This window comes from Ensifer sp., from assembly GCF_035999135.1.
Lineage (GTDB): Bacteria > Pseudomonadota > Alphaproteobacteria > Rhizobiales > Rhizobiaceae > Ensifer.
Map to the genome: position 1 here is coordinate 14,419 of NZ_DASYGZ010000064.1, position 19,315 is coordinate 33,733.

Below are 19,315 nucleotides of genomic sequence, written 5' to 3' on the forward strand. Positions count from 1 at the left end.
GCGCTCAGTCCCTTAAACAGGCCGGAACGGTGCAGATGATCTGGAATATTATCGACCAACGCGTCCGCCCTTATCGCTGGAAGCGCGTCAATGCCGTTGTCGAGCCGGTCGAGCATGACAACAGCTGCCCGGATGCCGACCAGGCGGAGGAGGCGGGGCAAGCCGTGGACTGCGCCCGCAGGGACGGCATCTCCGTGCACGAGGCGATTGCCTGGGGCGAGCGGCAGCCCTTCGCTCTGACCTTGTATCTTTATGACGCGGACAAGGTGACATCGGACAATGGCACAGCGCACAACGGGGCAAAGGACTGAACGAAGAACCTGTCGCGAAAACTAGGTTATGGCGGGGCGAGCCCGGGCTGTGATAGACATGGATTACAGCCATCAGGTCAGCCTATGATTCCCTCCCAAGCGCCCGCATCCGTGGGCCCTCCGCCGCGCCATTTCGCGCTTCGCATCGCTTTGCTCTTTTGCGCGCCGTTGATCGTCAACGGCTTCGCGATGCCATATTTTCCGATGTGGCTGAGCACGCTGTCGATGACCGATTTCGAGATCGGTGTCGTCCTGGCGTTGCCGATGTTCGTGCGCGTGATTACCGCGCCGATTGCCGGCGTCATTGCCGACCGGCTCGGCGAGCGGGCAATCGTGCTTATCTGGTCCGGTTTCCTGTCGCTGGCGACGGCGCTGGTCTTGTTCTATTTCCGGGATTTCTGGCCGGTCCTGATCATCTACACGCTGCAATCGGCCGTCTACTCGCCCTATGTGCCGATCGTCGAGGCGATTGCGCTGTCGGGTGTGAGGCGCTGGGGCTTCGACTACGCGCATATGCGGCTCTGGGGATCGGTCGCCTTCATTGGCGCGACCATGCTCGGCGGCTGGATGGTCGGCCTCATCGGCACCGACATGGTGCTGCCGGCGATGGCGATCGGCTTCGGCCTGACGATTGCCATGGCCTACGCCGCTCCGCGGGTCGGCAAGCCGCGCCGGCCGTCACCGATCACGGCGCTCACCGAGCCGCCGCCGAAATCGCTGCGGCAGCTTGACCTGCAACTGCTCCTGATCGGGGTGACGCTGGTCAATGCCAGCCATGCGATGCTCTTTGCCTTCTCGGCGATCTACTGGCAGCACATCGGCTACAGCGGCACCGAGATCGGCCTTCTCTGGAGCGCAGGGGTCGCGGCGGAAGTGACGATGTTCGTCTTCGCCAAATCGATCAGCCGCCGCTTCAGCGTCTGGGTGATGATCCTGTCGGGCTGTTTCCTCGCTGTGGTGCGCTGGATCATCTTCCCGATGGATCTTGGCTTTGGCGGCTACTTCATTCTCCAGTGCTTCCACGCCTTCACCTATGCGATCATGCATACGGGTATGCAGCACAAGCTTGTCGAACGCGTGGTCGAATCACAGGAGGCGTCGGCCCAGGGGCTCTACTTCTTCTACACCGGCATCTTTACGGCGATCCTGACGTTCCTGTCGGGCTATTTCTATGCCTGGTACGGGGTCAACGGCTTCTATTCGATGTCGGTGGTCGCGTTTGCCGGCTGCTGCTTTGCGATTGCCGCCTGGTATCTTCAGCCCCAGAGACGCGGCTCCGGCGGGAAGACCAGCGACGCCTCGTAGCGCAGGCCTGGCGTGCGGTCTTCGGCAAGCAGCAGCGGCCCGTCGAGGTCGACGAAGGCAGCGCCTTGGGCCACCAGGATTGCCGGCGCCATCGCCAGCGAACTTCCGACCATGCAACCGACCATGACCTTGAGGCCGAGCGCGTCGGCCTGTCTGCGCATGCGCAAGGCCTCGGTCAGCCCACCTGTCTTGTCGAGCTTGATGTTGACCGCGTCGTAGCGGCCGACGAGGCTGGCGAGATCGCCGGTGGCGTGCACGCTTTCGTCGGCGCAGATGGGAACCGGGCGGGCGATCGTCGCCAGCGCTTCGTCGCGGCCCGCCGGCAGCGGCTGTTCGATGAGGTCGATGCGTTCCTCAGCGCAGATTGCGAAGTGATAGGCAAGCGTGTCTGGCGTCCACCCCTCGTTGGCATCGAGAATGATGCGGCTTTCCGGCGCGCCCGCTCGAACGGCGCGAATGCGGGCAGCGTCATCGGGCGTGCCGACCTTGATTTTCAGAAGGGCACGGTGCGCGTATTTCGCGGCCTGCTCGCGCATGGCGTCGGGCTCGGCCAGCGACAGCGTGTAGGCCGTCGTCAATGCTTCAGGCGAAGAAATTCCCGCAAGCACATGCGCAGGCGTCTTTTTCTTCTTCGCTTCCAGGTCCCAGAGGGCGCAGTCGATGGCATTGCGGGCGGCGCCGGGCTTCATGTCATGCTGCAGGTCCGCGCGCGAGAGGCCGGCCTCGATGTGCGGGCGCATGGCGGCGATCTCGGCGAGGACCGAATCGATCGATTCGCCATACCGGCCGTAGGGAACGCATTCGCCCAAACCGGCGTTTATACCGTCGCTGATCCTGCAGGTGACGACGCTTGCGGTCGTCTTGGAGCCACGCGAGATCGTAAACGTGCCTGCGATCGGAAAATGTTCCACGGTTGCGTCAAGGGAAAGTGACATGAAAGCGTCTCCGGCGTGCAAACTGAGGGCATGGCGTCGTCGCCGGCCGAACGTTCGGGTGACAGCAACGGTGCGAGCCGTTATGAGGGGTTAAGGTTTTACGAATCTTTACAGCGTGATGCCGTCGAACGGAAAGAGCACTGTAACACACTAGGCCTGCTGCATAATTTTGTCCCCAAATCCGTTTTCGGCCTTAGGGATTATGCGGTTGCAAATCGGGAAAACAGAAACCACGTGTCGCAGCCCGCCCGCAAGATAACCGCCGACGTGGCGCTGGCCGAAAGTGCCGGTGCGCAAAGCTACGTCTTTACCGGCGCCTGGCGGCACGAGACGGCCGAGGCGATGGCGGCGAAACTGGATGGCCTTGCCCGCAAGGACGGCGGCGTCAGGCAGTTTGATCTTTCCGGGGTCACGGCGATGGACACGGCGGGCGCCTGGATCATCCGCCGCTTCATGACCAAGGTTGCGGGCCCCTCGCGTGACGAACTCCATTTTACCGACGGTGGACAGCGCTATGTCGAACTGATCGACGCCCTGCCGGCGGAACTGCGTTCGCCCGAGGGCGGCAACGAGAAGGTGCCGCTGTTCCAGCGTATTTTCGCCCCACTGGGCGAGGCCATGGTTGCGACCTGGGACGATATCGTTGCGGCCATGTACATCCTCGGCTCCGCGGTGCGCGGCGCACAGCTGAAGCTTGGGCGGCACAGCGGGGTGTCGCCGGCGGCAATCGTTCATCAGATCGACCGGATGGGCGTGATGGCCGTGCCGATCATCACGCTGATGTCGTTCCTGATCGGCGCGATCATCGCGCAGCAGGGTGCGTTCCAGTTGCGTTATTTCGGCGCCGAAGTGTTTGTCGTCGATCTTGTCGGCATTCTGCAGTTGCGTGAAATCGGCGTGCTTTTGACGGCGATCATGATCGCCGGCCGCTCCGGCAGCGCGATCACGGCCGAAATCGGCTCGATGAAGATGCGCGAGGAAGTGGATGCGCTGAAAGTGATGGGCTTGAGCCCGATCGGCGTTCTCGTCTTCCCGCGGCTGGTGGCACTCACCGTTGCGTTGCCGCTCTTGACGATCATCGCGAACTTCGCGGCCCTCGTCGGTGCGGCGCTTGTCGCCTGGGGCTATTCGGGTATCACCATCCCGACCTTCCTTGCCCGTCTGCAGGAGGCGGTCGATTTCTCGTCGGTCGCCGCCGGCATGATCAAGGCGCCGTTCATGGCGCTGATCATCGGGGTTGTCGCCGCCGTCGAGGGGCTGAAGGTCGGCGGCAGTGCCGAATCGCTTGGCCGCCACGTGACCTCTTCGGTGGTCAAGTCGATCTTCGTGGTGATCCTCATCGACGGGCTCTTTGCCATTTTCTACGCGGCAATCGATTTTTGAGGCGGCAATCAGCGTGAATCCAGTCGAAAAAAGGCACGAGGAATTCCAGGCGAGCCAAGCCAACGGACAGGAATCCGTGCTCTCCGTTCGCGACCTGACGGTCGGGTTCGGCTCAAACATCGTGCTCGACAAGCTGAACCTCGAAATCTACCGCGGCGAGATCCTCGGCTTCGTCGGCGCCTCGGGCACCGGCAAGTCGGTGCTGATGCGCACCGTGCTCAGGCTGCTTGCCAAGCGTTCCGGCAAGATCGAGATTCTCGGAGCCGACTACGACAGCATCACGGAGGCCGAGCGCATCGCGCTCGACATGCGCCTCGGTGTTCTCTTCCAGCATGGCGCGCTGTTTTCGGCGCTGACGGTGCGTGAGAACATCCAGGTGCCGATGCGCGAATATCTCGACCTGCCGCAGAGCCTGATGGACGAACTGGCGCGGGTGAAGATCGAGCTCGTGGGCCTGGCGCCGGAGGCGGCGGAAAAATATCCCTCGGAGCTTTCGGGCGGCATGATCAAGCGCGCGGCCCTTGCGCGTGCGCTCGCGCTCGATCCGGATCTGGTTTTCCTGGACGAGCCGACGTCGGGTCTTGATCCGATCGGCGCTGCGGAGTTCGACGAGCTGATCGCCAAGCTGCGCGACACGCTGGGATTGACCGTGTATATGGTGACTCACGACCTCGACAGCCTTTTTTCCGTTTGCGACCGCATTGCGGTGCTCGGCAAGAAGAAGGTGCTGGTGGAAGGCACCGTGGAAGACATGCTGGCCTGCGACGACCCCTGGGTGCAGTCCTATTTCCGTGGCAAGCGCGCACGTTCGATCGTCAGGAGCGATGACGATCGTGAACAGCGATCACGATCGTGAACAACGATCACGACCGCGCGCAACGGTTGATGTTTGGATGCGATCTTGATGTTGCGACGTCAGGATCGGAGGAAGAGCCGGTGAAGCGGCCACGAAGGTAGTCGGTACGAATGGAAACGAAAGCGAACTACGCCATTGTCGGTTTCTTCACGGTGTTCGTGATCGCAGCCGCATTCGGCTTCGTCTACTGGATGTCGCAGTACGGCCGCAGCGGCGAGATGGTCGAACTGGTGGTCAACATTCCGGGCTCTGCCAACGGTCTGTCGGTGGGCTCGCCTGTGCGCTTCAACGGCATCGCCGTCGGTACCGTGCGCAATCTGGCGATCGATGCCAACGATCCGCGCTATTCGCTGGCGCTGACGGAGGTCTCCATCGATGCGCCGGTGCTGAAGTCGACCAAGGCGACCCTGGAAGTGCAGGGCCTGACGGGTGCCGCCTATATCGAGCTCAGCGGCGGCCACAAGGGCGATGAAAACATCCTCAAGACCGCGATCGAGAAAGGCACGCAGGCCCGCATCCTGGCGGACCAGTCGAGCGTCACCAGCCTGCTTGCAACCGCCGACCAGATCATGGACCGGGCCAACAGCGCCATCACCGACATCCAGGGATTCGTCACCGACGTGCGCGGGCCGCTCACCAAGACGATCAACAACGCCGAGACGTTTTCCGATGCGCTGGCGAAGAACTCCGGCGCGATCGACGACTTCCTCAAGAGCGTGACCGAGCTTTCCGGCTCGATCAACGCCGCCTCCAAGAAACTCGATTCGACGCTGGCTTCGGCCGAAACGCTGGTCAAATCTGTCGATCCGAAGAAGATCGACCATATCGTTTCGAACGTCGAGCAGATCAGCAACGACCTGAAGGCGGCTTCCGGTGGCGTGACCGAAACCCTCACGGCCTTCCGGCGCACCGTCGAAACCTATGACCAGTTCGGCAAGAACGCGCAGAAGACATTGGAGCGGGTCGATACGCTGGTGGCAACCGTCGACAAGCAGAAGGTCGAGCTGGTCGTCAACGATATCTCGGCTGCAACCGCCGACGCCCGCAAGACGGTCGCCAATATCTCGGCATTCGCCGAGAAGATTACCGCCCGCCAGCAGGACATCGATCACACCATTACCAATGTGACCGAGCTTGCAAGCAAGCTGAACGCCGCCTCGAACCGGGTCGACAGCATTCTCGCCAAGGTCGACGGCTTCCTCGGGGATGCAGACGCGCCGTCGCTTTCGGCCGATGCCCGCGCGACGCTCGCCTCGTTCCGCAAGATGGCGGACAATCTCAATGCACAGATCGGCCCGATTGCGGAGAACCTGAAGCGCTTCTCGGGCTCGGGCCTGCGCGACGTCGAGGCGCTGGTGACCGATACGCGCCGTACCGTCCAAAGTCTCGAGAACACGATCTCGACGTTCGACAAGGATCCGCAGCGTCTTCTCTTTGGCGGCGAGACGGTAAAACAATATGATGGCCGCACCCGGCGCTGAGTCGGGTGGGCACAGCCGGCGTGGGGCCGGGCGGTGTGTTTTTGTTGAAGAGCGCGCCAGGGTGTGTGGGACAAGGGTATTGGCAGTATGAGTTTTTCAGGGCTGGTGGGCGTGCGAGTGACGGGAGCGTGGCGCTCCGCCCTGATTTTCGTGCTGGCAGCCGGCATTGCAGGCTGCGGTACCCGCGCCACCAATGACACGTTCAGCCTTTCCGCTTCGCCCGTGGTCGAAGGGCGCGCCTCAAGCGCCAAGCAGATCCTCGTGCCGGAGCCGACGGCGCTGAAGGCGCTCGACAGCGACCAGGTGGTCATCCGCCTGTCGGGATCAGAACTGCAATATCTGTCGAAGGCGCAGTGGAGCGACCGCCTCCCGAGGCTTGTGCAATCGAAACTGGTTCAGGCCTTCGAAGACACCGGGAAGATCGGCGGCGTCGGAAAGCCCGGCCAGGGCCTTGCGATCGACTACCAGGTGATCACCGAGATCCGTGCCTTCGAGATTGCCACCGAAGGCGCCGACACTGCTGTCGTCGAGATCTTTGCGAAGATCCTCAACGATCGCAACGGAACCGTCCGGGCGCAGAAAGCCTTCCGCGCCACGGTCGGTGTGAAGGGCGCCGGCAATCCGGCCTTCGTCAAGGCCATGGACCAGGCCTTCGCCAGCGTTTCAGCCGAGATCGTCAGCTGGACGCTCAGTTCGATCTGATCGCGACGACTTCGATCCTGTTGAGCACCTCGGCAACGCCGGGCACGCCTTCTGCCGCCTCTTCGGCGCGTCTCACCTCGTCCTGGCTGGCGACAAAGCCTGCCAGCAAGATCGTGTTGCCCTTGGCCGTTACCGTGACGTCGGATGCGTCGAGGCCAGGCACCACCGCCAGCAGATCAGCGACAGTGCGCTCCAGTTCGGCCGGCTGTTCGGGTATCAACCGTTCGGGCTCGTCCCCGTAAAAAGTCCGCTTCTTGAAAACCATCGTCTCCACCTCGCTTGACGGGAATGAAACGCCCGTTCGCGCGGTTTGTTCGATTGTTTCGTTCGAAACAGCGCCGGATGCTGAAGCGTGCGATGGGTACAGCCAAGCGACGGGTTCGTCGCAGCGACAACAAGCATACGGGGACACATATGCGCGGCACCTTCTTCGCCATGGCTCTGGCGACGACGCTGACTTTTGCCTGCGGCTCAGCGGCCGAGGCGGGAAACTACAGTTATGGCGGCCGGCAGACCTGCGTCGTCAAGACCGTCAAGACCTACGGCGCCTATGGCAAGATCATCTTGAAGAAGGTTCGGATCTGCAAGTGAAGTCCGCACCCTGCGGGTCTCAAATCGGGCGTCGTCGCCAGCCTTAGCCTGATGGTCCGACGGCCGCGAGCTGATCGCGCACCACTGACATTGCCCGGTCGTTTCCGGCGATATACTCCGAAAAGGTCGGCTGAGCACCAATGTCCGGCTCCAGCCTGCCCGCCGGCACGCCATAGATATAGTTCAGCAGGAAGCAGGTCCTCAGTTGCGACAGGCTGCATCCGTTTTCCCAGTCATGAAAGCCGGTGGAGTAGCGGACCGCGAGCTTGGAGTGGGGAAGGACGGTGGTGCCGCCTTCGCCCCAGAACTGCATCCGGTCACCGGCGCTCTGGCCGATGATGGTAACGCGCGCGCCGCCGTAGAATTTCAACCACGCGGCGGTGGTGATGCCGGCAGAGAACGTGTTGCCGGCGGTCAGGATGAACAGCCGCCCGTTCGTGGGCAGGATATCCGGCAGACGTTGGGAAAAGTCTGCCGAGAGCAGGTAGTTGCCGCCGTTGTTGAACCGCAGGTCGACGACCGCGTTGCGAATGGGCTTGTTCTTGGCTTCGTCCAGCACGTCAGAGAGGTATTGCGACAAGAGGGTTGGCGGCTGATCCCTGACACGGTTGATCTGCACATAGAGCAGGTTTGCTTCCGGGTAGGAATGCCAGTAGTTGCGATCCGGTTGGGCGAGATAGGCCGGCAGCGCCGCGCCGTCGAGCACGTGCCGCCATTCCTGTGATTGGCCGGCGCGGGCGACAGGGCTGAGGTCACGGGCTGGCCAGATATTCCCTTTGTGCGGTCCCGGAGTGCCCGCACGTGCGTCGAGCGTGACCGACAGGGGGCTGCCATCGGCAAGGCGCAGGTCATAGCGGCTGCTTTCCGCCGTCTCGGCGAGACCGGCCGCATGGAGGAGTTCCGGCGAAATCAGGAAGTTCGGCGCGAACTCCCTCGCAAGATTGGCGGGGCCGCCGACATAGGGGCGCAGTGCTTCGACCAGGGCGTCCGTCGTCTTGCCGTTTGCGCCGAGAACCCGGGCGGCGAGCAGGCGGTCCTGGTCTTCGGCAGCGGCAACCACGAACAGGCCGTCGGCAAACCAGCCGAGGCGAATGGGCACGGCATTGAAGCTCTGGCCACCGGCAAGCCCGACGACGTTGGTGTGACCGTTGTCGGCAAGCGCCACGGCCTTTGCCGCGCCCATCGCAAGCGCGGCCCGGTCCAGGCTTCCAGCGCTTTGTTCCATCGCGGTCAGGGCCTGGGCGAATGCCGCCCTGGATTCGGGCGAGAAGCTGCGGTCAAAATCGGGCAGGTGGCGCAGCTGGGCAAGGTCCTGCAGGTTGCCTTCCCGCTGCGAAGCCGCGGCCTCGACGGGAGCCTGCGGATAGGATTTCAAGGTCGGATAGAGGATGTAGGCAAGGGGGACAAGAATAACGACGAGCAACACCGCGATCGTGATCGCTGATCGCTTGAGCCAGGTGCGAAAACGACGCGGGCGCTGGGCACCTGTCGGTGACATATTCCCCTTGGACATGCATCCTCCCTTCTTGCTCGTGTTGGGCCAGCCGGTGCTGCCATCGTGGGCCCGCTGCTGCGACCTTGATCCTGTCTAAAGTCCGGAAATGCGGGTCGAGGTGGGCTGTTGAGGGTCTGGGCAGGGTAAGGCGGCTCGGCGTGTTCTGTGGAGCGTGCGACGTTTGGCCGACGCCACGTCCCATAGATGTTTATGGGGCGGGCCGAGAACAATAGGTTGCAGGATTTTTCACAACGTGGCGTGCGACACCGCGCGTCGGCACCGGCAGATAGCCTGGCGTGGCGGCTGGTGTTTCAGGCTGGGAGGGTGCGTGGCCGTCAAACGTGCGCACCGGCTGCCGGCATTCAATCTGCCGACACTTCAATCAGGAAGGACGACTGGCCGGACGTTCAAAGGCAGTCAGGCCGCAGAGGTCGTCAGGGCCAGCGAACCACCGGGGGCAGGGACGACAGGATCGACTCGACGTTGCCGCCGGTCTTCAAGCCGAAGATCGTTCCGCGGTCGTAAAGCAGGTTGAACTCGACGTAGCGGCCGCGACGCACGAGCTGTTCGTCGCGATCGCTCTCGGTCCACGGCGTGTTGAAGTTGGTGCGCACGATCTTCGGATAGACGAGGGCGAAGGCCTTGCCGACGTCGCGGGTGAAGGCGAAATCCGCCTCCCAGCCGCCCTGTTCCTGAGGCGAATGCAGCCAGTCATAGAAGATGCCGCCGGTTCCGCGGGCCTCGCTGCGATGCGGAAGGAAGAAATAGTCGTCGCACCATTTCTTGAACTTGGCATGGTCGGCAACGGCGTGACGGCTGCAGGTGATTTCCATTGCCCGATGGAAGAGCTGCGTGTCCGGATCGGTCATCATGCGGCGCCGGTCGAGCACCGGCGTCAGGTCGGCGCCGCCGCCGAACCAGTTGCTCGTGGTCACGACCATGCGGGTGTTCATGTGAACCGCCGGCACATTGGGATTGACGGGGTGGGCGATCAGCGAAATGCCCGAGGCCCAGAAACGCGGATCCTCCGCTGCACCCGGGATCTGGTTGCGGAACTCCGGCGAAAATTCGCCGTGGACCGTCGAGGTATGGACGCCGACCTTTTCGAACACGCGGCCTTCCATCATCGACATCCGGCCGCCGCCGCCCTTGCCATCCTCACGGGCCCAGTCCTTGGCGACGAAACGGCCGGGGGCGCGATCGGACAGCGGCCCCGTCAGGTCGTCTTCGATCGCTTCGAATGCGGTGCAGATGGTATCGCGCAGTCCCTCGAACCAGGCGCGGGCCTCCGCCTTCTTGACTTCGATATCTGCGGGGAGGCCCTGCGGGAGCTGCGGTCGTTCCATGGAAATGTCGTCCTGTAGGCGGCTTTTTCTGGCAAAGAGCGGCCGATTCGATTGATTTCGCCACAGGCCACACTTTCGCGACGATGGCAACGGCGGTTTACCGTATCGGGCAGTCTGTCGCACGCGGAAGTCCGCCGCCGAGTGTCCCTCACATAGCTCTGGCAAAGCGCTGATCGCGCCACTATCTTATCCGTCAGAGGTATGGCCCATGGCAAGAATACCCGCAGCTCCGCCGCTCGATGGTTTGCGGCGGCAGATCGCCCGGCATCGCCGGGACAATCCGACACGAGGCGACGGCCTTTTCGTGCGCGAAACCTTTCGGCTCGATCGAAGTGCTGCCCGCGCAAAGGCGCGCGAATGGTTCGATACCTGGCCGAAGGCCGCCTACTGGACCGAAGTCGAAAGCTGGCGCCTGCTCGACGGCGACGAAATCGAGTTCACCATGCGCCGGCTGCCGACAGCCGACTGAGACCACCGCTTTCAGCAAGATCCAGCCGAACCCTCAGCGCAGACGCGCCGGCGATTACGGGTGGCCGTCGTCATCCATCAGCCGCGGCCCGGCGCCTTCCATCGACAGCACATCGTGCGGATTGCGCAGCGGACATTCGCGCAAGGAGAGGCAGCCGCAGCCGATGCAGCTCGTCAGGTGATCGCGCAGCGCCATCAGGCTGGCGATACGCTCGTTCAGCTGCTCGCGCCAGTTTTCGGACAATCTGCCCCAATCCTCCACCGTCAGCGGACGATCGTCCGGCAAGACCGACAAGGCGTCCTGGATTTCCGAGAGCGGAATGCCGGTGCGCTGGGCAACCTTGATGACGGCGACGCGCCTCAGGATGCCGCGCGGATAGCGGCGCTGGTTGCCGCGGGTGCGGTTGCTGCGGATCAGTCCCTTGGCCTCGTAGAAGTGCAGGGTCGAGACGGCGACGCCGCTGCGCTCCGCCACTTCGCCCACTGTCAGCTCCCGCCGCAATTCACTGCTTTTCACAACTGTCATGATGACTATTGACCTCAACTAATGTTGAGGTTTTATAGCATTGGCTCCCTCAATTCGACAACGGTCGAATTCGACAACAGGAGCTTGCCCCATGACTGAAAAAATGACCCTCGCGGTGATCTATGGCAGCGCGCGCCAGGGTCGCTTCTGCGACACGGTCGCCAACTGGCTGATCCGGGAACTCTCGACGTCGGAGATCTTCAATCTGACGATCATCGACCCGGCGCGGCTCAGAACCTCGCGGGGCCTTGGCGCTGCGGTCAATCCGGGCGAGTGGCTGGAGCGCAAGATCGCGGAAGCCGATGCCTTCATCGTCGTCACGCCGGAATACAATCACGGCTATCCGGCGGCGCTGAAAGAGCTGATCGATTCGGTCTATGAGCCCTGGCACGCCAAGCCCGTCGCCTTCGTTTCCTATGGTGGCGCGTCGGGTGGCATTCGCGCCGTCGAGCAGCTGCGGCAGGTCTTTGGCGAATTGCACGCCGTCACGCTGCGCGACGGTGTCGCGCTACCAAAAGCCTGGTCGAAATTCGATGCCGCCGGCAACCTCTACAAGCCCGAGGAACTGCGCGCGCCCCTGTTCGTAATGATGGATCGCCTGACCTGGTGGGCGCGTGTGCTGAAGCAGGCGCGCAAGGCGGCGCCCTACAACGAGGTTGCGGCGTAGCGGGCCGCTCACGATACGGCGGGAGGTGAGGATGGGTTCCCTAGGAAGACTGCGAAACCTGCCGGATCGCTTCGCCCGAAATCATCGCCGCCGAGATGGCGAGGTTCAGCGAGCGCTGGCCCTCGGCCATCGGGATCAGAATGCGGCCGTCGGCGCGCTCGTGCACGTGATCGGGCACGCCGGCGCTCTCGCGGCCGAAGAGCAGGATGTCATCCGGCCGGAACGCGAAGCGCGTATAGGGCAGGGCGGCCTTGGTCGACGCGAGCACCAGGCGTCTCCCTGCGCCGCTGCGCCATTCTTCAAACCGATCCCAGTTGACATGACGGCTGAGCGCGACCGCAGCGATGTAGTCCATGCCGGCGCGCTTCAGGTTGCGGTCGGAAATGTCGAACCCGGCCGGCTCGATGATGTCAACGCCAAGTCCGAGGCAGGCGGCCATGCGCAGGATCGTGCCGGTATTGCCGGGAATGTCGGGCTGATAAAGGGCGATGCGCAGGGTGCTCATGGGGCTCAAGCTGCTCCGGGGGGTCGTGGCGGAACGAATGTCGGTTTCGGCTCCTCCTATGGCATCGAATGCCGGCTCGATCCAGCCTTCGGCAGCGAGACCAGCCGCCATCTGCCCAACGTTCATTTCGGCCGCGCTAATCTGTGCCTCAACGGCAACAGAGGATTGTGCGGTGAAAAAATAGGCACGAAACTGCCTGCGACAATCTGGCGTGTCGGCGCGAATACGGGTAGAGATCGGTCCTCTTCAACGCGAACCGACGGAGGCAAACATGACTGTATGGATGTTGACACGCCTTCCTGGAGTAATGGGCCACCGTTTGGCCTGACCGGTTCCGCGACCTATCTTTTAAACGAGATCGACGCGCTTCCGGAACTCCGGAAGACGAAGCCCCCTTGCGGGCGGCATTTCCGGACTGACTTTTTCATCATAAGAACGCGGGGGAACCCGCTTTCCTTCAAAATACTCTGAAGGAGCAATGCAATGTTTGGCTGGTTTGAATCCCGCCTCAATCCCTATCCGGCGGAGGAGCCCACGCTCCCGCCGAAAAGCCTTTTCGGCTTCTGCTGGCACTATTCCAAGCCGGCGGCGCCGTGGCTCATCATCATGTCGGTCTGCACCGCGCTGATCGCCATCGGCGAAGTGGCGCTGTTCCAGTTCCTGGGCAACATGGTCGACTGGCTGTCGAGCGCAAACCGCGACACCTTCCTCGACGCCGAGGGCGGCAGGCTCTTCTGGATGGGCGCGCTCGTGCTCATCGGCCTGCCGGGCCTGGTCGCGATCGACTCGCTGATCATGCACCAGGTGCTGCTCGGCAACTATCCGATGATCGCCCGCTGGCAGATGCACCGCTATCTGCTGCGCCAGAGCATGACCTTCTTTGCCAACGAGTTCGCCGGACGCGTGGCGACGAAGGTGATGCAGACCTCGCTTGCGGTGCGCGAAACGGTGATGAAGATCCTCGACGTCTTCGTCTATGTCGTCAGCTACTTCGTCACGATGCTTGCCGTCGTTGCAACCGCCGACTGGCGGCTGGTGATCCCGCTTGCCGTCTGGCTGGCGATCTACATCTGCATCGTCAGCTATTTCGTGCCGCGGCTGCAGAAGATCTCCAAGGAGCAGGCGGACGCGCGCTCGATGATGACGGGCCGGATCGTCGACAGCTACACCAATATCGGCACGGTCAAGCTGTTCTCGCATGCGGGCCGCGAGGAAGGTTATGCCCGCGACGGCATGGACAGCTTCCTGGGCACCGTGCATCGCCAGATGCGCAAGGTGACGCTGTTTCACATCCTCGTCTATGCCAACAACTCGATTGCGCTCTTCGCCATTGCCGCACTCGGCATTCACCTGTGGCTGACGAGCGCGATTTCGGTCGGCGCGATCGCGATCGCTGTCGGTCTCGCCATGCGCATCAACGGCATGTCGCAATGGATCATGTGGGAAGTGTCGGCGCTGTTTGAAAACATCGGCACGGTCTATGACGGCATCGGCATGATGACCAAGGCGCAGGACATCGTCGACGAACCGGACGCCAAGGCGTTGAAGGCGGACAAGGGCGCGATCGCCTTTGACCACATCCGCTTCCATTACGGCAAGGCCAAGGGCGTCATCGACCACCTGTCGCTCGACATCAAGCCGGGTGAAAAGATCGGCCTCGTCGGCCGCTCGGGCGCCGGCAAGACGACGCTGATGAACCTGCTGTTGCGCTTCTACGACCTCGAGGACGGCGCGATCCGGATCGACGGCAAGGATATTTCCACCGTCACGCAGGACAGCCTGCGCGCCCAGATCGGCGTCGTCACCCAGGATACCTCGCTGCTGCACCGCTCCATTCGCGACAACATCGCCTATGGACACCCCGAAGCAGACGACGAGGCGATCATTGCGGCCGCCAAGAAGGCGAACGCCTGGGACTTTGTCCAGGGGCTCGAGGACAACCAGGGCCGCAAGGGTCTCGATGCCCAGGTCGGCGAGCGTGGCGTCAAGCTCTCCGGTGGCCAGCGCCAGCGGATCGCGATTGCGCGCGTGTTCCTCAAGGATGCGCCGATTCTGATCCTCGACGAGGCGACCTCGGCGCTCGATTCCGAGGTCGAGCAGGCGATCCAGGAAAACCTCTTCGCGCTGATGGCGGGCAAGACGGTGATCGCGATCGCCCACCGCCTGTCGACGCTGACGGAGATGGACCGGCTTGTGATCCTCGAGGCCGGACGCATCGTCGAGACCGGCTCGCATGGCGAACTCGTCGCCAAGGGTGGGCTCTACGCCGACCTCTGGGCTCGCCAGTCCGGCGGCTTCATCGCCGACGACGTCGAGAAGGAAGAGGCAGCCGAATAGGCGCAAAGCGGCCCGCCGGTCGAACGACGGGCGGGTCGCTGATTTAGACGTTACGCATTTGTAATCTGCAATTGTGCGAAAACCGATTGCTGTTCCGGCCGGACCGCCTATATCGGAACCATGCTCAGCGCCATCGTCAGCCTTTTTGAGAACTGGATCAAGCCGTTCGCGCCGCGCGAGCGCCTGCAGCCGCCGCAATCGCTTATGGGCTTTGCCTGGTTTTATGCCAGCCAGGCCAAGGGGCCGTTCATCGCCATGGCGGTGCTCGGCGGGCTCGTCGCCATGCTGGAGGCAGGGCTCTTCTATTTCGTCGGCCGGCTTGTCGACGTGCTCGACACGGTGAAGCCCGAGGCAGGATGGAGCGGGCTGATTGCGGTCAATGGACCCGAACTGTTGTTCATGCTCCTGACCGTGCTGGTCTTTCGCTTCGTGGCGGTGTCGCTGGCGGCCCTTGTCGAGGAGCAATCGATCACGACGGGGTTTCTCAATCTGGTGCGATGGCAGTCCTATGTGCATGTCGCGCGCCAGTCGCTGACCTTCTTCCAGAACGACTTTTCCGGGCGGATCGTCACCAAGGTCTGGTCCGGTGCACAGGCGACGAGCGACCTGATCGTCTCGCTGCTGCAGGTCGTCTGGTTCATCGTCATCTACACCGCCTCCACCATGGCGCTGGTGGCGCAACTCGACTGGCGGCTGGCGGCGATGGTCGCCTTCTGGATCGCCATCTTCCTTCTGCTTGCCCGCCATTTCGTTCCGCGCATCCGCAAGCACGCCCGTGATACCGCCGAGATGGCCTCGATGCTGAACGGCCGAATGGTCGACGCCTACTCCAACATCCAGACGCTGAAGCTTTTCGGCCGCGACGAGGAGAACGACCGCTACATTCGCTCCGGCTTCGACCGTTTCCAGCGGGCGGTTATCCCGTTTACCCGCCTTCTGACGGCCGTTCGGGCGTCGCTGGCGCTGCTCTCCGGTCTGATGATCACGGCAATTGCCGTCTATTCCATCCACCTTTGGCTTGGCGGTGCGATCAGCTCGGGCGCTGTCGCCTTCACGCTGGCACTGGTGCTGCGACTGAACATGCTGCTCGGCCGCATGATGACCCAGTTCAATTCGATCATGCGCAACATCGGCACGATCCAGAATTCCGCCGAGCTCGTCTCGCTGCCGATCGGTCTCGTCGACCACACCGATGCGACCGAGCTTGCCGTAAACAAGCCGGAGATACGCTTCGAAAATGTCCGCTTCCACTATGGCAAGGGCGAACGGGTCATCGACGATTTTTCGCTGGTCGTGCGGCCGGGCGAAAAGGTGGGCATCGTCGGCCGCTCCGGCGCCGGCAAGTCGACGCTCGTCAATCTGCTCCTGCGCTTCTATGACCTTGAAAGCGGCCGCATCCTGATCGACGGGCAGGATATCGCCACGGTCAAGCAGGAGAGCCTGCGCGCGCAGGTCGGCATGGTCAGCCAGGATACGTCACTGCTGCACCGCTCGATCCGCGACAACATCCTGTTCGGCCGGCCCGACGCCGACGAGGAACAACTGATCGCCGCTGCCCGCAAGGCCGAGGCCTACGACTTCATCGCCGACCTGCAGGACCAGCGCGGACGCCGGGGCTTCGACGCCCATGTCGGCGAGCGCGGCGTGAAACTTTCGGGCGGCCAGCGCCAGCGCATCGCGATTGCGCGGGTAATGCTGAAGGACGCACCGATCCTGGTGCTCGACGAGGCGACCTCGGCGCTCGATTCGGAAGTCGAAGCCGCGATCCAGTCCAATCTCGACCGGCTGATGCAGGGCAAGACGGTGCTGGCGATCGCCCATCGCCTGTCGACGATCGCCGCCCTCGACCGCCTTGTCGTCATGGACAAGGGCAGGATCGTGGAGGAGGGCACCCACACCGAGCTTGTCGCCCGCGGCGGGCTTTATGCCGGCCTCTGGACGCGCCAGTCGGGCGGTTTTCTCGCCCGCGACGAAGCGGCCGAATAGGACGGTTTGCAGGTGGCCCGAAGGCCACCTGACGGGGCTAAATTCCGTCGATCTGGTGACCGTCAAGTCCTTGTGCCAATTGGCCGCGCTTTTCCCCGCGACAATCTGCCCACATCCCCTTGTCAAGGCTGGACATAATTTGCGATCAAGCATAGAACGCGCCGGATTGACGGGGATTCTGCGAGCCGTGCGCGCGCAGAGTTTTTCCTGATTCTGGTGCCGATGTCGTGTTTGCAGGCGCAAACCGGCGGGGGCGTCAGCACTATGAATAGGGCGTGGTTCCTTGACCTGGATCAAACCGCAAGGGGCAGGAATTTCGCCGGGGGCGGATGCGGTTTCCGCAATATTGCGTGAGAGGATGGTTTAGCCGTGAGCGAACACGACACTTCAAGCGAGGCCTTGGGCGAGCCCACTCGCCGCGACTTCCTTTATCTGGCTACCGGTATGGCAGGCGTCGTCGGCGCCGGTGCTGTCGCCTGGCCTTTCATCGACCAGATGCGTCCGGATGCATCCACGCTCGCGCTCGCCTCGATCGAGGTTGACGTTTCGAGCCTGCAGCCCGGCATGTCGCTGACGGCGAAATGGCGCGGCAAACCGATCTTCATCCGCAATCGTACGGAGAAGGAAGTCGAGGAGGCCAAGGCCGTCAAGCTCGACGAGCTGAAGGACCAGGTTGCGCGCAACGCCAACCTTCCGGCCGACGCAAGCGCAAGCGACCTCGATCGCTCCGCCGGCGAGGGCAAGGAAAACTGGATCGTCATGATCGGTTCCTGCACCCATCTCGGCTGCGTGCCTCTCGGCCAGGCCGGTGATTTCGGTGGCTGGTTCTGTCCCTGCCACGGTTCGCACTACGATACGGCCGGCCGAATCCGTAAGGGTCCGGCGCCGGAGAACCTTCATGTGCCGACCTTTGCGTTCGTTTCCGACACAGTTATCAAGATCGGTTGAGGGGACTACTGATAATGAGTGCTGAACATTCAACCTACACGCCGACGACTGGCATTGAGAAATGGGTTGATTCCCGTCTGCCGTTGCCGCGCCTGATCCACGATAGCTTCATCAGCTATCCGGTTCCCCGGAACCTGAACTACGCCTACACCTTCGGCGCCATGCTTTCGGTCATGCTGATCGTACAGATCCTGACCGGTATCGTGCTTGCCATGCACTACGCCGCTGAAACGACCGTCGCCTTCAATTCGGTCGAGAAGATCATGCGCGACGTCAACCACGGCTGGCTGCTGCGCTACATGCACGCCAACGGCGCATCCTTCTTCTTCATCGCCGTCTACCTGCACATTGCCCGCGGTCTCTACTACGGCTCCTACAAGGCTCCGCGCGAAATCCTCTGGATCCTCGGCGTGGTCATCTACCTCCTGATGATGGCGACCGGCTTCATGGGCTACGTTCTGCCCTGGGGTCAGATGTCCTTCTGGGGTGCGACCGTTATCACCGGCTTCTTCACCGCGTTCCCGCTCGTCGGCGAATGGATCCAGCAGTTCCTGCTCGGCGGCTTTGCCGTTGACCAGCCGACGCTGAACCGCTTCTTCTCGCTGCACTACCTGCTGCCCTTCATGATCGCTGGCGTCGTCGTCCTGCACATCTGGGCACTGCACGTCACGGGCCAGACCAACCCGACCGGCGTTGAAGTCAAGTCGAAGACCGACACCGTTCCCTTCACGCCGTACGCGACGCTGAAGGATGCGCTCGGCGTTTCGATCTTCCTGATCATCTACGCCTGGTTCGTCTTCTACCAGCCGAACTTCCTCGGCCATCCGGACAACTACATTCCGGCTGATGCGCTGAAGACGCCTGCTCACATCGTTCCGGAATGGTATTACCTGCCGTTCTACGCGATGCTGCGCGCCATCACCTTCAATGTCGGCCCGATCGACTCCAAGCTCGGCGGCGTTCTGGTGATGTTCGGCTCGATCATCATCCTGTTCTTCCTGCCCTGGCTCGACACCTCCAAGGTCCGTTCGGCCGTCTACCGTCCGTGGTACAAGCTGTTTTTCTGGATCTTCGTGGTCAACGCCATCCTGCTCGGCTGGCTCGGCTCGCGTCCGGCAGAAGGCCTCTACGTCGTGATGTCGCAGATCGGCACGCTGTACTACTTCGGCTTCTTCCTCGTCATCATGCCGGTTCTCGGCCTGATCGAGACGCCGAAGCGCATTCCGAATTCCATCACCGAAGCGGTGTTGGAAAAGAAGAATGCCAAGGTGCCGCCGGCCGCCGTGCGCGCCTGATCAGAACAGCGATTGATAAGGAACCAACAACAATGAAAAAGCTTGTTACAGGCATTCTGTCACTCGCTGTCGTCGCTGGTCTCGGTCTCGGTGCGGCTGTTGCCGAAGAGGCCAAGGGCGGCGAGGAGCATGGCGGCGGTACGCCCCACTATCCGATCCACAAGCCGGAACAGCAGGA

Annotated in this window: 19 protein-coding genes and 1 pseudogene; 14 read left to right on the forward strand and 6 right to left on the reverse strand. The window is 62.5% G+C overall.

Features of this window, described 5'->3' with window-relative positions:
- Positions 1 to 35 precede the first annotated feature (35 nt).
- Together VGO12_RS07020 and VGO12_RS07025 are read left to right on the forward strand one after the other, a co-directional pair.
- Positions 36 to 311: a hypothetical protein gene (locus VGO12_RS07020; RefSeq protein WP_327512004.1), complete on the forward strand. Its 276-nt coding sequence runs from the start codon at positions 36 to 38 to the stop codon at positions 309 to 311.
- A gap of 84 nt (positions 312 to 395) precedes the next feature.
- Positions 396 to 1,616 (forward strand): MFS transporter, encoded by a 1,221-nt coding sequence (locus tag VGO12_RS07025; RefSeq protein ID WP_327512005.1) that lies wholly within the window; start codon positions 396 to 398, stop codon positions 1,614 to 1,616.
- Here the strand turns inward: VGO12_RS07025 and dgcA are convergent.
- Complete coding sequence (dgcA, locus tag VGO12_RS07030; protein WP_327512006.1) at positions 1,568 to 2,551, reverse strand: N-acetyl-D-Glu racemase DgcA; 984 nt, start codon at positions 2,549 to 2,551, stop codon at positions 1,568 to 1,570. The genes VGO12_RS07025 and dgcA overlap by 49 nt on opposite strands.
- 234 nt (positions 2,552 to 2,785) lie before the next feature.
- Here dgcA and VGO12_RS07035 point away from each other — a divergent pair, with 234 nt between their 5' ends.
- The 4 genes from VGO12_RS07035 to VGO12_RS07050 all read left to right on the forward strand — a co-directional run bounded on the left by VGO12_RS07035 (position 2,786) and on the right by VGO12_RS07050 (position 6,973).
- Positions 2,786 to 3,934, forward strand: a complete 1,149-nt coding sequence (locus VGO12_RS07035) for an ABC transporter permease (RefSeq protein WP_327512007.1) — start codon at positions 2,786 to 2,788, stop codon at positions 3,932 to 3,934.
- Between the two features lie 13 nt (positions 3,935 to 3,947).
- Positions 3,948 to 4,790: an ABC transporter ATP-binding protein gene (locus VGO12_RS07040; RefSeq protein WP_327512008.1), complete on the forward strand. Its 843-nt coding sequence runs from the start codon at positions 3,948 to 3,950 to the stop codon at positions 4,788 to 4,790.
- A 110-nt stretch (positions 4,791 to 4,900) separates the two neighbouring features.
- A complete protein-coding gene (locus VGO12_RS07045) occupies positions 4,901 to 6,271 on the forward strand; it encodes an MlaD family protein (RefSeq protein ID WP_327512009.1) in 1,371 nt (456 codons plus the stop codon).
- A gap of 87 nt (positions 6,272 to 6,358) precedes the next feature.
- Complete coding sequence (locus tag VGO12_RS07050) at positions 6,359 to 6,973, forward strand: ABC-type transport auxiliary lipoprotein family protein (protein WP_327512010.1); 615 nt, start codon at positions 6,359 to 6,361, stop codon at positions 6,971 to 6,973.
- On the opposite strand, the gene VGO12_RS07055 is transcribed toward VGO12_RS07050, so the two are convergent.
- A complete protein-coding gene (locus VGO12_RS07055) occupies positions 6,960 to 7,238 on the reverse strand; it encodes a BON domain-containing protein (protein WP_327512011.1) in 279 nt (92 codons plus the stop codon). The genes VGO12_RS07050 and VGO12_RS07055 overlap by 14 nt on opposite strands.
- A gap of 92 nt (positions 7,239 to 7,330) precedes the next feature.
- Between VGO12_RS07055 and VGO12_RS07060 the strand changes: the two genes are divergently transcribed.
- Positions 7,331 to 7,564, forward strand: a complete 234-nt coding sequence (locus VGO12_RS07060) for a hypothetical protein (RefSeq protein ID WP_327512012.1) — start codon at positions 7,331 to 7,333, stop codon at positions 7,562 to 7,564.
- Positions 7,565 to 7,607: 43 nt separating this feature from the next.
- On the opposite strand, the gene VGO12_RS07065 is transcribed toward VGO12_RS07060, so the two are convergent.
- The gene (locus VGO12_RS07065; RefSeq protein ID WP_327512013.1) at positions 7,608 to 9,077 is read right to left on the reverse strand and encodes a hypothetical protein; all 1,470 of its coding nucleotides are present in this window, start codon (positions 9,075 to 9,077) and stop codon (positions 7,608 to 7,610) included.
- 416 nt (positions 9,078 to 9,493) lie between these two features.
- Entirely contained in the window at positions 9,494 to 10,405 is a 912-nt protein-coding gene (gene hemF, locus VGO12_RS07070; protein WP_327512014.1) for an oxygen-dependent coproporphyrinogen oxidase, read from the reverse strand.
- A gap of 208 nt (positions 10,406 to 10,613) precedes the next feature.
- Here hemF and VGO12_RS07075 point away from each other — a divergent pair, with 208 nt between their 5' ends.
- Positions 10,614 to 10,874, forward strand: coding sequence for a hypothetical protein (locus VGO12_RS07075; RefSeq protein WP_327512015.1), 261 nt, complete (start codon positions 10,614 to 10,616; stop codon positions 10,872 to 10,874).
- Between the two features lie 54 nt (positions 10,875 to 10,928).
- Here the strand turns inward: VGO12_RS07075 and soxR are convergent, their stop codons facing one another.
- Positions 10,929 to 11,399 (reverse strand): redox-sensitive transcriptional activator SoxR, encoded by a 471-nt coding sequence (soxR, locus tag VGO12_RS07080; RefSeq protein WP_327512016.1) that lies wholly within the window; start codon positions 11,397 to 11,399, stop codon positions 10,929 to 10,931.
- A gap of 91 nt (positions 11,400 to 11,490) precedes the next feature.
- On the opposite strand from soxR, the gene VGO12_RS07085 reads away from it, so the two are divergent.
- Positions 11,491 to 12,066, forward strand: coding sequence for an NAD(P)H-dependent oxidoreductase (locus VGO12_RS07085; protein WP_327512017.1), 576 nt, complete (start codon positions 11,491 to 11,493; stop codon positions 12,064 to 12,066).
- A 40-nt stretch (positions 12,067 to 12,106) separates the two neighbouring features.
- On the opposite strand, the gene VGO12_RS07090 is transcribed toward VGO12_RS07085, so the two are convergent.
- Positions 12,107 to 12,571, reverse strand: a complete 465-nt coding sequence (locus VGO12_RS07090) for a tRNA (cytidine(34)-2'-O)-methyltransferase (RefSeq protein ID WP_327512018.1) — start codon at positions 12,569 to 12,571, stop codon at positions 12,107 to 12,109.
- Positions 12,572 to 13,054: 483 nt separating this feature from the next.
- Between VGO12_RS07090 and VGO12_RS07095 the strand changes: the two genes are divergently transcribed.
- The 5 genes and pseudogenes from VGO12_RS07095 to VGO12_RS07115 all read left to right on the forward strand — a co-directional run.
- Positions 13,055 to 14,908, forward strand: a complete 1,854-nt coding sequence (locus VGO12_RS07095; protein ID WP_327512019.1) for an ABC transporter ATP-binding protein — start codon at positions 13,055 to 13,057, stop codon at positions 14,906 to 14,908.
- A 120-nt stretch (positions 14,909 to 15,028) separates the two neighbouring features.
- Positions 15,029 to 16,894, forward strand: coding sequence for an ABC transporter ATP-binding protein (locus VGO12_RS07100; protein ID WP_327512020.1), 1,866 nt, complete (start codon positions 15,029 to 15,031; stop codon positions 16,892 to 16,894).
- Positions 16,895 to 17,263: 369 nt separating this feature from the next.
- Positions 17,264 to 17,842 carry a ubiquinol-cytochrome c reductase iron-sulfur subunit gene (petA, locus tag VGO12_RS07105; RefSeq protein ID WP_327512021.1) on the forward strand — a complete coding sequence of 193 codons (579 nt, stop codon included), beginning with the start codon at positions 17,264 to 17,266 and terminating at the stop codon, positions 17,840 to 17,842.
- A gap of 14 nt (positions 17,843 to 17,856) precedes the next feature.
- A complete protein-coding gene (locus tag VGO12_RS07110; RefSeq protein ID WP_327512022.1) occupies positions 17,857 to 19,137 on the forward strand; it encodes a cytochrome b in 1,281 nt (426 codons plus the stop codon).
- A 32-nt stretch (positions 19,138 to 19,169) separates the two neighbouring features.
- A pseudogene (locus VGO12_RS07115) lies at positions 19,170 to 19,315 on the forward strand (cytochrome c1); the annotation flags it as partial.